The organism is Enterobacter cloacae complex sp. IR5384, from assembly GCF_049237265.1.
Taxonomy (GTDB): Bacteria; Pseudomonadota; Gammaproteobacteria; order Enterobacterales; family Enterobacteriaceae; genus Enterobacter; species Enterobacter cloacae.
The window spans coordinates 13,952-27,718 of record NZ_JBMKHJ010000039.1 but is presented as its reverse complement, the minus strand read 5'-3'; the positions used below and the strand labels follow the sequence as shown (position 1 = coordinate 27,718).

Below are 13,767 nucleotides of genomic sequence, written 5' to 3'. Positions count from 1 at the left end.
CGAAAGCGTCGCGATAAAAACGTTTATGTGGCGGGCCCGGTGCGAGCTCAAGAAGGAATGCAGGAAAAGTAATTATGGATTAGTTCGCTGGCTTAGCAAGTTAATTGTTGCGCCAACGGGCAAATTAACGCGCGAAAGAAAGGGCATTGTCATGTAATGCCTTCATTTCGCGCAGGCTATGCTATTTTGCTAACGCGATCAGGTTTCCCAGGCGTGCGGGGCGAACAGATAACCCTTGTTACGCACGGTTTTGATGCGGTACGGCTCGGTGGCGTTGTCCTGCAGTTTCTTACGCAGTCGCGAAATAGCCACGTCAACACTGCGATCCATTCCATCGTAACTTACGCCGCGCAGGTTTTTCAGCAACGCGTCACGGTCCATAATCTGCCCCGCATGGGTGGCCAGCTCCCAGAGCAGGTCAAAATCGGCGGTAGAGAGCGCGATAAGCTCACCGGAAAGCAGGACCTGGCGGTTAACCGGATCGATGGATAACGTGCCAAACCGCATCGCTTTATGCGGCATCAGGGACTGCGCCAGCACCTCGCGTTCACTGCTGGCATGCTGGCGCAAATGCAGGCGCAGACGGGCGAGCAGAACGGCAGGCGGCGTGGTTTTAAGAATGTAGTCATTGGCCCCCATCTCCAGCGACAGAATATGGTTCATGTCGCTGTCCAGTGAGGTCAGCAGCACGATAGGGCCATCCCACTGAGCGCGCAGGTCGCGGCACAGCGTCATCCCGTCTTTGCCGGGCAACATGATATCCAGCAGCACCAGATCCGGGTTTTCACGCACCACGACCTCTTCGGCGCGATCGCCACGTGGCTCAACAATAACGTCCATATCATGTTTACCCAGATAAGCGGCGATCAATTGCCCCACTTCGGGCTCATCTTCTACATAAACAATCTTATTCATACAACGTCTGTTATCGCGAAAAATGCCAACATACACCGCGTAACCTTAACCTTCCATTAATCTTTCAAAATTAACGTCAGTTCCGTTATTCTGGCTGTTATTGTTACTTGATTGTTATAGGAAAAAGCATGGGGCTGGCGATAAAAGCCGCGCTGGGCGCGCTGGTGGTGTTATTGATTGGCGTACTGGCAAAAACCAAAAATTACTACATTGCCGGGCTGATTCCGCTCTTCCCGACGTTTGCGCTCATTGCACACTACATTGTCGCCTCGGAACGCGGCACTGAGGCGCTGCGCACCACCATTGTGTTTGGCATGTGGTCAATCATCCCTTACTTTCTCTACCTGTTGTCCTTGTGGTATTTCACGGGCTTTCTGCGGCTTCCCCTGGCGCTGGGCGGGGCGGTGGTCTGCTGGGGGCTCAGCGCCTGGGTGCTGATTTTCTTCTGGAGCCGCTATCACTAGCGCAGCGGTCGCCCGCCGTCCACGGCAAAGGTTCTGCCGGTGACGTAACAGCTGGTGAGCAGATAATCGATAAGGTCGATCACCTCTTTCTCGCCAGGGGCGATTTTCATCAGGGATTTATTCAGCGCCTGCTGACGATACTCGGCATCATCGCCCTCGTTGAATAAAATCATCGCCGGGGCGATGGCGTTCACCTTGACCTCTGGTGCCAGCTTACGGGCAAATGAACGCGTCATGTTATCCAGTGCGGCTTTACTCGCCGCATAAGCGATGTGTTTGTCGCTCCCGCGCTCCACCACATAATCGGTGAAATGAATAATGTCACCCGCGGCATGGCCGTGGCCGCGCAGCAGATCCTGCAGGGCATGGTTAAGCAAATAGGGGGCATTGACGTGGATCTGCAGCATACAGGCGAGCGTTTCGCTGAGCGACGTACCGGGTTTTTCTGCAAGCCATGCGCTGGCGTTATGGATAATCGCCCGCAGACCGTGGGTCGTTGATTTGACCTTATCCGCAAAGGCAAGAATGCCATCGTCGGTGGAGAAATCAGCCTGTATACAGGTTGCCCCCGCTTTTCGTAGCCCGTCTATCGAGGGGTATTCCGTGCGGTAACTGACAATGACCGGGTGGCGAAGGTTGAGAAAGTGATGGGCGAGGGCGAGGCCGATACGACGGCCTCCGCCGGTGATCAGTATTGGGCGATGCTGCGCAGTTCCCATCGTATTCTCCTTTTCAGTTCAACAATGGGAAACGCAGGGTTATCCCATTAACATCCAGGTTGCCGGTACGGCAGCAACCAGTAACAGCCCGATGAGGGCCATTTCACGGCGTTTAAGCGCGTTCTCCAGCTGATGAGTACGGCGGGCATAGATAAACACCAGCAGGCCCGGCGCATACAACACCACCGACAGCAGCAGATGCATAGGCCCGGAAGCATACAACAACCACAAACCGTAAATACAGGCGCCGATCCCTACCGCATAATGCGCCGGGCGGGTGGCGATTTTTAACAGATACGCACCCACTAAGAAATAGGGTACCAGAATCATCTCCGAGGCGATGGTCAGCAGGGTGTTATAGTCCGAACCTGTGAGCCAGATCAGCACCAGGCAGACCTGAACGCTGATATTCGTCAGCCAGAGTGACGCTGACGGCGCACTGTTTTTATTCTGCCGGGCAAACAGACGCGGAAACGCTTTGTGCGTGGCAGCCAGGAAAGGCACTTCTGCCGCCATGATGGTCCAGCTCAGATAAGCCCCGCAGACGGAGATAATCAGCCCCGCGGCAATGACCACATCGCCCCAGCTACCGAGCATTTTGACCATCAGACCGGCCATGGATGGGTTACGCATTTCGGCCAGTTCAGGACGAGCCACCACACCCAGCGACAGCAGCGTCACCAGCAGATAGACACCGAGGGCCGCCAGCACCGCCAGCAGCGTGGCGCGTCCGACGTCGCGCTTATTGCGCGCGCGGGCAGAGACCACCACCGCACCTTCAACACCAATGAAAACCCACAGGGTGATCAGCATGGTGTTTTTCACCTGCTCCCAGACGGGGACGCCCAGCGCAAGGCCAGTGAAATCGAGTTTAAATACATCCAGACGGAATGCCATAAACGCCAGCACGATAAACAGCCCGAGCGGAACCAGTTTGGCCAGCGTCGCCACCAGGTTAATGCTTGCCGCTGTCTGGACGCCGCGCAAAATGAGCCAGTGTACGACCCACAGCAGCACCGACGCCCCGACAATCGACTGCCAGGTGTTGCCGTCACCAAAGAGACGCAGCTCGGGCGTATCGGTAAAGAAACTGAGCGCCGAGAAGACAATAACCAGATAGGAGACGTTAGCGATCACCGCACACAGCCAGTAACCCCACGCGGAACAGAAGCCAATCAGTTCCCCAAAACCGGCCCGCGCGTAGGTGAAAATACCGCCATCGAGATCGGGACGAATACGGGTCAGCAGCAGCATGGCGAAGGCCAGCAGCAAAATGCCAACGCCGGTAATCCCCCAGCCAATCAGTAGCGCGGCAGGGCTTGCGACGGCCGCCATATTCTGCGGTAAACTGAATACCCCCGCACCCAGCATTGAGCTTAAAACGAGTGCAGTTAAAGCACTCAGGCCAAGTTTCTTTTCCATTGGCTTCCTGTTATGAAAGGTCCAAATCCAGAATAATTATTTCGCACAGGCGCATAAAAATGGTGGATCACACTAAGGCGCGGGATTTTACGGAGTGTCACGAACGCATGCAATGATGTGTAGCAGAAATTCAAAAAAAGTAACAAAAAAAGGCGGCACTGAGCCGCCTTTAATGAAGGGTTTTGTTACTTGTACAGATCGGCGCTGATGGTCATGTTGTTACCACGTTCCTGCCACTGGCGGGTGATGTGGTAGTACTTCGCCCCTTTCTTCGCCGCACGCTTCGCGACCTGATAAGAGACTTCCGTACCGTTGCCATAGTTGCCGGTAAACTTGATGCTATCGAACGGCACCATCTGCGCAGCCGTGGCGTTGTTCAGCTCTTCAACTTTGGTGCCGTCTGGCAGGGTAACGGAGTAACGGCCACCTTTCGTGGATTGCGTCTCAAAGAAACGGCCCACTTCAGCGCTTGGCGCTGCGGAGGTTGCTACGCCTGGAATTTCGACTTTTTTCGCTTCTTCGCCGCCTTTCGCTAACGCTGCGCGACCGGCTTCTGAATCAGCAGGGATGGCATCCGGGCTTTGCAGAACGCGTTTTTTCGCATCTTCTTTATAGATGAACGCGGTAATACGCTGGTTGCCACCCTGGTTAGCATCTACCTGACGCACGATGTAGAACGAGTAAGCCCCTTTCTGTTTCGCGGCTTTGGTGATGGCATCGTTCACTTCTGGCTGGCTGCGGTAGAAGCCCTGAACGGTAACGGTGTCATACGGTTCCAGCTCAATCGCCTGATCTTTAGGCAGTTCAACGACGCCGTTGATCACGCGGTTTTTCGGCGCGTCAGCTTTTGGCGCATTCTCTTTGTACAGCGCAATGGTCACGCGCTGGTTGCCGCTATTGCCTTGATCGGACTGGTCAAGCACGTAAAACGACGCTGCGCCGTTTTTATCAGCGGCTTTTGATGCAGCGGTGACGGCATCGCCAATAGAGTTGTAACGACCCACAATGACCGTATGGTCAAAAGGTTTTAACGCTGCCGCTTGCTCCGGCGTTAACTCTGTCGCGGCATTCGCAGACAGGGCGGTCGCGGAAAGAAGTGCGGACGCCAGGAGTGTGTTCTTAAGCTTCATAAAAATAATCCTTCGCCTTGCGCAAACCATGTACTGGTATTGTTGTTAATTTGAGACGGTCCCGATTATGGCATTTAAAACCTGTTGCTGTCTGCGCCATTTTTCACAGCCTGTGCTCACCGAAGGATCTGATTCGATAACATTTAGTGATATGTTGAAAAAACAGGCGTTTGACAAGCAAAAGTGATAAAGCATATGACTTTTACAAGTTAATTTAATGTTAATAAGTTGATCTCATATGGCGCTATATCATGTTTTTACCGCTTCGCTTGCGCGATTTATCGGTTCTGAGGATGAATTTAAGGTAAATATCTCTGTCAGCGAGGCCGTTCGCTTATTTTTCACAGATAATGTAAGAAATAGTGTTTTCAGGCGGTAGATCGCAGGCGCTATTTTCAGTAGGTTATAGAAAGTTTGTTACTGTTTTATTTTCCGGGGTTACTCATTTGCCGCCGCTCTAAGGATGGCGAAATTTGATGCAACTGCGGGCATTTATCGATAAACCATCATCAAAAACCGATGGAAGGGAAAACTATGCGTATTGGGGTACCAAAAGAACGGTTTGCCAATGAAACCCGCGTAGCGGCGACACCAAAAACGGTGGAGCAACTGCTTAAACTGGGTTTTACCGTCGCCATTGAAAGCGGCGCGGGCAAACTGGCGAGTTTCGATGACGAGGCCTTTATTCAGGCTGGTGCGGACGTGGTGGACGGTGCTGAAGTCTGGCAATCACCCGTTATTCTGAAGGTGAATGCGCCGCAAGAGAGCGAGATTGAGCTGCTGAACCCGGGCACCACGCTGGTGAGTTTTATCTGGCCTGCCCAAAACCCAGAGCTGATGGAGAAGCTGGCGGCACGTGGCGTGACGGTAATGGCGATGGACTCCGTGCCGCGTATTTCGCGCGCGCAGTCTCTGGATGCCCTGAGTTCAATGGCGAACATCGCCGGTTACCGTGCAATCGTCGAAGCCGCCCACGAATTCGGCCGTTTCTTCACCGGTCAGATCACGGCGGCAGGCAAAGTGCCTCCGGCAAAAGTGATGGTGATTGGTGCCGGTGTGGCAGGCCTGGCGGCTATCGGTGCGGCAAACAGCCTGGGCGCTATCGTCCGCGCGTTTGACACCCGCCCGGAAGTGAAGGAGCAGGTGCAGAGTATGGGCGCCGAGTTCCTTGAGCTGGACTTCAAGGAAGAAGCGGGCAGCGGTGATGGTTATGCGAAGGTGATGTCCGAAGCTTTTATCAAAGCGGAAATGGAACTCTTTGCCGCGCAGGCAAAAGAGGTGGACATTATTGTCACCACCGCGCTGATCCCGGGTAAACCAGCACCGAAGCTGATCACCCGTGAGATGGTGGACACCATGAAGCCGGGCAGCGTGATTGTCGACCTGGCCGCGCAAAACGGCGGCAACTGTGAATATACCGTGCCGAACCAGGTATCCACGACCGCCAACGGCGTGAAGGTGATTGGTTATACGGATCTGCCTGGCCGTCTGCCCACGCAGTCGTCCCAGCTGTACGGTACTAACCTCGTTAACCTGCTGAAACTGCTCTGCAAAGAGAAAGATGGCAACATCACCGTTGATTTTGACGATGTGGTTGTGCGCGGCGTGACCGTGGTGCGTGAAGGCGAAATCACCTGGCCTGCGCCACCAATTCAGGTTTCCGCCCAGCCTCAGGCTGCACCGAAAGCGGCGCCAGAACCCACAGAGCCTGCTAAACCGGCGTCTCCGTGGCGTAAATATGCGCTCATGGCGCTGGCGATTATTCTGTTTGGCTGGCTGGCCGATGTCGCGCCAAAAGAGTTCCTCGGCCACTTTACCGTCTTCGCGCTCTCCTGCGTGGTGGGTTACTACGTGGTCTGGAATGTCTCCCATGCACTACACACGCCATTGATGTCGGTCACTAACGCCATCTCCGGGATCATCGTGGTCGGGGCGTTACTGCAGATTGGTCACGGCGGCTGGATTAGCTTCCTGAGCTTTATCGCGGTGCTGATTGCCAGTATCAATATTTTCGGTGGCTTCACCGTGACTCAGCGCATGCTGAAAATGTTTCGTAAAGGCTAAGGGGTAGCATATGTCTGGAGGATTAGTGACAGCCGCATACATTGTTGCTGCAATCCTGTTTATTTTCAGTCTGGCGGGACTTTCCAAACACGAAACGTCTCAGCAGGGTAATAACTTTGGTATCGCCGGGATGGCGATTGCGCTGATTGCCACTATTTTCGGACCCGATACCGGCAACGTTGCCTGGATCCTGGTGGCGATGATCATCGGCGGGGCGATAGGTATTCGTCTGGCAAAACGCGTTGAAATGACCGAAATGCCGGAACTGGTGGCGATCCTGCACAGCTTCGTCGGTCTGGCGGCGGTGCTGGTGGGCTTCAACAGCTATCTGTACCACGAACCGGGCATGGAGCCGATTCTGGTCAACATTCATCTGACCGAAGTGTTCCTGGGCATCTTCATCGGTGCAGTGACCTTCACCGGCTCGATTGTGGCGTTCGGTAAGCTGCGCGGTAAGATCTCCTCCAAACCGCTGATGCTGCCAAATCGTCATAAGCTGAATCTGGCGGCGCTGGTGGTCTCCTTTGTGCTGCTGGTGGTCTTTGTGCGTACCGAAAGCGTAGGTCTGCAGGTGCTGGCGTTACTGGTGATGACCATCATTGCGCTGGCGTTCGGCTGGCACCTGGTGGCCTCCATCGGTGGGGCAGATATGCCGGTTGTGGTGTCGATGCTGAACTCCTACTCCGGTTGGGCGGCGGCAGCGGCTGGCTTTATGCTGAGCAACGACCTGTTGATTGTCACCGGTGCGCTGGTGGGCTCTTCCGGTGCGATTCTGTCTTACATCATGTGTAAGGCGATGAACCGCTCATTCATCAGCGTTATCGCCGGTGGTTTTGGCTCTGACGGCTCCTCGACCGGTTCTGACGAAGAAGTCGGCGAGCACCGTGAGATCAGCGCAGAAGATACGGCAGAGATGCTGAAAAACTCGCACTCGGTCATCATCACCCCAGGCTATGGCATGGCGGTGGCGCAGGCGCAGTATCCGGTTGCTGAAATCACCGAGAAGCTGCGCGCGCGCGGCATCAAGGTGCGCTTTGGCATCCACCCGGTAGCGGGGCGTCTGCCAGGCCACATGAACGTGCTGCTGGCAGAAGCGAAAGTGCCTTACGACATCGTGCTGGAGATGGACGAGATCAACGATGATTTCGCCGACACCGACACCGTGCTGGTCATTGGCGCCAACGACACCGTTAACCCGGCGGCGCAGGACGATCCACGCAGCCCAATCGCCGGGATGCCGGTTCTGGAAGTGTGGAAGGCGCAGAACGTGATTGTCTTCAAACGTTCCATGAACACCGGCTACGCTGGCGTTCAGAACCCGCTGTTCTTCAAAGAGAACACCCACATGCTGTTTGGCGATGCCAAAGCCAGCGTGGATGCGATCCTGAAAGCACTGTAATTCGCGTTCTCCTCAAAAACCGCTCTTCGGGGCGGTTTTCTTATTTCTGCGGTCAGCGTTTCTCCTCTGTCTATACTTTACCCTTTGTGTACTACGAGGAGGTGAAATGCAATTTTTGTCCCGCTTCGACATCCTGGAGCTGATGATGACGCCGACATTCTGGGTAAGCGTCGCCACGGTTATCGTTGTAACGCTGCTGGTCTACTGGCTTCTGACGCGCCTGATCGCATTCGTTAAGAGAGGGATCACAACCTGGGGAGATAAGCACCCAACCACAAACAGGATGCGTTTTATCCTGACCGATATGCTTAACCGCACCAGTCGCTTCCTGCTTTTTGTCGTGGCACTGCTCATCAGCCTGCGTTTTGTTGACTTACCCGACCGGCTCTTTAGCACCGTAAGCCACGCCTGGTTCCTGGTCTTCGCGATACAGGTGGCGCTCTGGCTGGATCAGGGCGTGGTGTCGTGGCTGCGACACGTTATGCTGGCCCCCGGCAGTCATAAAAATCCGGTTACCCTGGTGATCACCGGTCTTATCCTTCGCGCTATCGTCTGGTCTGTGATGCTGCTGTCGATTCTCGCTAACGCGGGCGTCAACATCACCGCGCTGGTGGCAAGCCTGGGGGTAGGGGGTATTGCTATCGCCCTCGCCGTACAAACCATTCTGAGCGACGTCTTCGCTTCGCTTTCTATCGGCTTTGATAAACCGTTTGAAATTGGTGACTTCGTGGTGTTCAACGACGTGGCGGGAACGGTGGAACACATAGGATTAAAAACGACCCGTATTCGTAGCCTGAGCGGGGAGCAGATCGTTTGCGGTAACGCCATTTTGCTTCAGCAGACGCTCCACAACTATAAACGTATGCAGACCCGTCGCATCGTCTTCACGTTTGGCGTCGCCAGCGACACGCCGCCTGAAAAGCTGCGCTATGTGGGGGATATGGTCAGGCAGATCATCACCGATGTGGGTGAGACAAAGTTCGATCGCGCCCATTTCCTCGGGTTTGACCGTGACCGCCTGACGTTTGAAGTGGTTCATATTGTCAATACGGCGGATTACAACAAATACATGGATATCCAGCAGGAGATCAATATCCGTATTCTCGAAGGGCTGAACGCCCAGGAGATTAAGCTGGCGCTGCCCAGCATGGTGTTGCACGCACCGTGGATGCAGGATCGATCAACTGAAGAGACACAGACAGCGATCGAGAGCTGATAAGAAAAGCCCGCCGGGGAGGCGGGCGAATAGATTGACGTTAATCGTCTTCCGGGTCATCCAGCTCAACCGGCGTCTGGTACTCATCCGGCTTAATGACCAGCAGGTCGCAGCGCAGATGGTCAATCACCTGTTCCGCGGTATTGCCCAGGAACGCGGCAGAAATACCGGTTCGTCCGATGGTGCCCAGCACCACAATCCCTGCCTGCAGATGTTCGGCTAAATCCGGGATCACCTCTTCAGGCAACCCTTTTTCGACATGCGTCATGTTCTCATCAATGCTGAACTTCTGGCGCAACGCTTTCATGGCCAGCAGGTGCTGTCCGCGGATCGCGTCGTTATATACGCTCGGGTCAAATTCAGGCAGTTCGATGGCAATATTGATAGGGGTAACCGGGTAAGCGCCGACCAGATGCACTTCGGTGTGGTTAACCTGCTCGGCAAGCAGCAGCGTCTCTTTGACCAGCTTTTCATTCAGCGAATTGTGATAATCCTCTTCGCTTGCCAGGTTTACTGCCACGACGGCTTTGCCGCCTTCAGGCCACGGCTGATCTTTCACCATCCAGACCGGGCACGGGCATTTACGCAGCAAGTGCCAGTCTGTCGGCGTGAAGATCACGGATTCCAGCTTGTCGTGCTGGTGCGCCATTTTCAGCAGCAGATCGTGCCCACCGGCGACGACCTCCTGGATAATCGCTTCAAAGGGGCGGTTATGCCAGACCACTTTAATATCGATAGGCACACCCGCTTCCAGGTAGTACTTCGCCTGTTCGCGGATCCACGCGGTACGTTGGCTGATCACTCCCTGACGCATAGCGGTACGCTCGTCAGGCGACAGAAGGGTGGTCATCTCATACGAGAAGTCATAGATCGGCAAAAACGCTTTGATTTTGCCACCAATCCGTTGATGTAAATACACAGCACGTCGTAATGCCGGCTGATCGTCCTGATTAGGATCGATAGCTACCAGCATGTTTTGATACTTTGCCATACAGGTCTCCTTACTACTGTCACCACAGTCTGTAATTAAAAGAGTAACCTATATATCCTGAATGAAACAGAGGTAAGGTTTTGCCAGATCAATAATTCATGAAAATATCTCAGAAGAATAGCACCGTCGTTGTCACCGCGATAAACGCGATCAACAGCAGCACCATCACCACGATGGCAAACGTGGTGGAGTCCTGAACGTAGGTTTTTTCTTCTCCCTTCATTGGGCCGACAAGCATGATCCAGATGAAGAGGAAGGTCACGGAGGCAATAACAACTGAAACGAAAAATAAACTTTCTCTCAATTTAACCTCAACGAGAACCTTTCAGGAGCGGGGGATGTCTGTCGCAGGGGCGGGAAGTGGTGTGCTTACCTGCCAGACCAATAAATCATAAAAATTTATCGGCCTGGCATCAATCATTCGTGGGGTTTATGCCACGTTGCGGGCGTGGCCGGCAAGAACAGCCAGCGCTTCACCGTTTTCGATGGTGATGTATTTACCTTTAACAGCCAGCATGCCGCTTTTCTGGAAACGGCCCAGCAGACGGCTGATGGTTTCCACGGTCAGGCCCAGGTAGTTACCAATATCGCCACGGGTCATGGTGAGACGGAACTCACGTGGAGAGAAACCACGTTCGGCGAAACGGCGGGAGAGGTTATAGATAAATGCAGCCAGGCGCTCTTCCGCATTCTTTTTGGACAGTAGCAGGATCATGTCCTGATCGCCTTTAATCTCACCGCTCATCAGACGCATCATCTGCTGACGCAGGTTTGGCATTTTGCCTGACAGATCGTCCAGCGTTTCAAACGGGATTTCGCAGACCATTGAGGTTTCCAGCGCCTGCGCAAAGCTCGGGTGATGGCCAGTACCGATGGCGTCAAAGCCGACCAGATCGCCTGCCAGATGGAAGCCGGTGATCTGCTCATCACCCTGTTCGGTGATGGTATAGCTTTTGATGGTGCCAGAACGGATAGCATAGAGCGATTTCAGTTCGTCTCCCGCTTTAAACAGCGTCTGCCCTTTCTGAATAGGCTTTTTGCGCTCGATGATGTTATCAAGCTGGTCAAGCTCATGCTCATTCAGGGTAAACGGGATACAGAGCTGGCTGATGCTGCAATCCTGGCAATGGATAGCACAACCGCCAGACTGAATGCGTCGTATAATTCGCTTTTCTGGGATCATAGGTTTGCTCAAGCCTTAATTGATATTGGTCAATTTTAACATCTTTTTGGTAAGTACGTAAGCCTGGCAAACCATCAATAAGGACAAGAGACGGCAACGTGTTGCCATCTTCTTGAAATTCCACAGCTTGATTATGGATTTTTAGCCTAACCGGTAGAAAATTAAGCACAAAAAGCCTGGAAACTACAGCAAAAGATACCCTTCGTGACGCAGTAACCACTCCTTGCGCTGCACACCGCCGGCATAGCCGGTCATGGTGCCGTTGCGGCCGATCACACGATGGCAGGGCACCACGATACTGACGGGGTTAGAACCGTTCGCGGCACCCACCGCCCGCGCCGCGCCCGCGCGGCCTAACTGTTCTGCGAGCTGTCCGTAGTGCATAACCTGACCACACGGAATATCGCGTAGCGCCTGCCAGACTTCACGCTGGAATGGCGTACCGGCCGTGGCGGTTGGCAGGTCATTGATGATGCTGAGATCGCCCTCGAAGTACGCCGCCAGCTTGTCGCTCAGCCCACCTGGATTGGTGGCACTGATACGCTCAAAACCCTGGGCGCGGTAATGGATGTTGAGCAGCTCTTCCATGCGATCGCTGTGCTCTTCCCATTCCACGGCACGCAGATGGAACTGCTCGTCGGCGATAACCCACAGCGGCCCAAGCGGCGTTGCAATTTTATCTTCGAGTAATCTCAGCATCCTCTTTCCTTTAATTCAGCCTCGGGTAGATACCCGGTCCTATCGGCAGGCCGACAAGATACCATGCCACCAGCATCACCAGCCATACCCCTAAAAAGATAAGCGGATAGGGTAAAACCAGCGAATAGTAGGTACCCAGCTTCGCCTCCGGTTTATAGCGCTGCAGGAAGCCCAAAAACAGCGGTACGAATGGCGAAACCGGCGCCAGCGGGATCACCGAGGAGTCGGCGATACGGAACAGGATCTGCGCAAAGGCCGGATGGAAGCCCAGCATCATAAACATCGGCACGAAAATGGGGGCCAGAATCGACCAGATGGCGGATCCGCTGGCGATAAACATGCACAGCAGTGACGACAACAGCGCCAGACCCACAAACGCCGGGACGCCGCTTAACCCGGCGGCTTCCAGCGCATCGGTCAGGCCAACGGCCATAAATTTGCCCATGTTGCTCCAGTTAAACATGGCAACGAACTGGGCCAGCGGGAAGACCATCACGATAAAGCCCGCCATCTCCTTCATCGGCTCAATCATCAGTTGCGGCAGATCGGCCTGGCGGCGGATTTTGCCGGTGGCGATGCCATACGCGAGCGACACGATAAAGAAAAACAGAATGATCAGCGGCACAATGCCCTGTATAAACGGCGAGGGCAGGACGGTATGTTTCACCGGGTCGCGCAGAATACCGTTCTCCGGCACTACCATCAGCGCCACCATCGCGATAAATACCAGCGAGACTATCCCGGCGATACGCAGGCCAAAGCGTTGCTCTTTGCTCAGCGTTTCCAGCTTTTCGTCACTACGGCCTTCCCATTTCCCTAACCGCGGCTCGATGATCTTATCGGTAATCAGCCCGCCAACAAGCGTCAGGACGATCACCGAACTGGCCATAAAGTACCAGGTGTCGATCACGCTGACGTGCATGGCCGCATCGATTGTTTTCGCCGCCTCGGTGCTAATCCCCGAAAGCAGGACATCGGTGGTGACGATCAGCAGATTGGCAGTGAAACCGCATCCCACACCGGCAATTGCCGACAACAGACCCGCCACGGGGTGACGCCCGACGGCAAGGAAGATCAGCGCCCCCATCGGCGGCATGATCACCAGCGCGGCATCGGAAGAGATGTGGCTGAAAAACGCGATAAACAGCACCATATAGCTGGCGTAGCGTGCGCTGACGTGAGAAGCCATTTTCACCATCAGCGCGGGGAGCAGGCCAACGCGCTCAGCCAGACCGGCCCCCAGCACCAGCGCCAGAATGGCGCCCAGCGGCGCAAAACCGCTGAAGTTTTTAATCACATTTGGTAAAAACCAGTGCAACCCTTCAATGCTCAGCAGGTTCTTTACGCTTACCATGCTGCCATCGGCCGGGCTGCGCACGCTCACCCCTAAGGCGGACAGCACGGCTGTCGCCACCATCAAAACCACGATCAACCAGATAAAAAGCAGGAAAGGGTGTGGCACTTTATTGCCGATCCTTTCAACCCAGCCATAGAGCTTACCGGATGGGGAATGCGAAGGTATGGATGACATACTCATGGGCGTTCCTCGGGACTGTTGTGTTGTA

General features: G+C 54.4%; 13 protein-coding genes. 4 read left to right on the top strand and 9 right to left on the bottom strand.

Annotation, left to right across the window (positions count from 1 at the left end):
• Positions 1 to 198 precede the first annotated feature (198 nt).
• Positions 199 to 915, bottom strand: coding sequence for a two-component system response regulator RstA (rstA, locus tag ACOTX3_RS22355; RefSeq protein WP_058679538.1), 717 nt, complete (start codon positions 913 to 915; stop codon positions 199 to 201).
• A 128-nt stretch (positions 916 to 1,043) separates the two neighbouring features.
• Between rstA and ACOTX3_RS22350 the strand changes: the two genes are divergently transcribed.
• A complete protein-coding gene (locus ACOTX3_RS22350; protein ID WP_013096873.1) occupies positions 1,044 to 1,379 on the top strand; it encodes a GlpM family protein in 336 nt (111 codons plus the stop codon).
• Here the strand turns inward: ACOTX3_RS22350 and folM are convergent.
• The 3 genes from folM to ydgH form a co-directional block, all read right to left on the bottom strand.
• A complete protein-coding gene (gene folM / locus ACOTX3_RS22345; protein ID WP_013096872.1) occupies positions 1,376 to 2,098 on the bottom strand; it encodes a dihydromonapterin reductase in 723 nt (240 codons plus the stop codon). The two genes, ACOTX3_RS22350 and folM, sit on opposite strands and share 4 nt — an antisense overlap.
• A 39-nt stretch (positions 2,099 to 2,137) precedes the next feature.
• The gene (locus ACOTX3_RS22340; RefSeq protein ID WP_013096871.1) at positions 2,138 to 3,520 is read right to left on the bottom strand and encodes an amino acid permease; all 1,383 of its coding nucleotides are present in this window, start codon (positions 3,518 to 3,520) and stop codon (positions 2,138 to 2,140) included.
• 185 nt (positions 3,521 to 3,705) lie between these two features.
• Complete coding sequence (gene ydgH / locus ACOTX3_RS22335) at positions 3,706 to 4,650, bottom strand: DUF1471 family protein YdgH (RefSeq protein WP_013096870.1); 945 nt, start codon at positions 4,648 to 4,650, stop codon at positions 3,706 to 3,708.
• 534 nt (positions 4,651 to 5,184) lie between these two features.
• On the opposite strand from ydgH, the gene pntA reads away from it, so the two are divergent.
• From pntA to ACOTX3_RS22320, 3 genes are all read left to right on the top strand, one after another.
• Complete coding sequence (pntA, locus tag ACOTX3_RS22330) at positions 5,185 to 6,714, top strand: Re/Si-specific NAD(P)(+) transhydrogenase subunit alpha (protein ID WP_020688274.1); 1,530 nt, start codon at positions 5,185 to 5,187, stop codon at positions 6,712 to 6,714.
• Between the two features lie 10 nt (positions 6,715 to 6,724).
• Positions 6,725 to 8,113 carry a Re/Si-specific NAD(P)(+) transhydrogenase subunit beta gene (pntB, locus tag ACOTX3_RS22325; RefSeq protein ID WP_013096868.1) on the top strand — a complete coding sequence of 463 codons (1,389 nt, stop codon included), beginning with the start codon at positions 6,725 to 6,727 and terminating at the stop codon, positions 8,111 to 8,113.
• 106 nt (positions 8,114 to 8,219) lie between these two features.
• Positions 8,220 to 9,329, top strand: a complete 1,110-nt coding sequence (locus ACOTX3_RS22320) for a mechanosensitive ion channel family protein (RefSeq protein WP_013096867.1) — start codon at positions 8,220 to 8,222, stop codon at positions 9,327 to 9,329.
• A gap of 40 nt (positions 9,330 to 9,369) precedes the next feature.
• Here the strand turns inward: ACOTX3_RS22320 and uspE are convergent, their stop codons facing one another.
• The 5 genes from uspE to abgT all read right to left on the bottom strand — a co-directional run bounded on the left by uspE (position 9,370) and on the right by abgT (position 13,739).
• Positions 9,370 to 10,320 (bottom strand): universal stress protein UspE, encoded by a 951-nt coding sequence (uspE, locus tag ACOTX3_RS22315; RefSeq protein ID WP_013096866.1) that lies wholly within the window; start codon positions 10,318 to 10,320, stop codon positions 9,370 to 9,372.
• Positions 10,321 to 10,429: 109 nt separating this feature from the next.
• Positions 10,430 to 10,624: a hypothetical protein gene (locus ACOTX3_RS22310; RefSeq protein WP_013096865.1), complete on the bottom strand. Its 195-nt coding sequence runs from the start codon at positions 10,622 to 10,624 to the stop codon at positions 10,430 to 10,432.
• A gap of 126 nt (positions 10,625 to 10,750) precedes the next feature.
• Positions 10,751 to 11,503 carry a fumarate/nitrate reduction transcriptional regulator Fnr gene (gene fnr / locus ACOTX3_RS22305; RefSeq protein WP_006174991.1) on the bottom strand — a complete coding sequence of 251 codons (753 nt, stop codon included), beginning with the start codon at positions 11,501 to 11,503 and terminating at the stop codon, positions 10,751 to 10,753.
• A 183-nt stretch (positions 11,504 to 11,686) separates the two neighbouring features.
• A complete protein-coding gene (ogt, locus tag ACOTX3_RS22300; protein ID WP_013096864.1) occupies positions 11,687 to 12,202 on the bottom strand; it encodes a methylated-DNA--[protein]-cysteine S-methyltransferase in 516 nt (171 codons plus the stop codon).
• Between the two features lie 10 nt (positions 12,203 to 12,212).
• Positions 12,213 to 13,739 (bottom strand): p-aminobenzoyl-glutamate transporter, encoded by a 1,527-nt coding sequence (gene abgT, locus ACOTX3_RS22295; protein WP_127869269.1) that lies wholly within the window; start codon positions 13,737 to 13,739, stop codon positions 12,213 to 12,215.
• Positions 13,740 to 13,767: the final 28 nt, after the last annotated feature.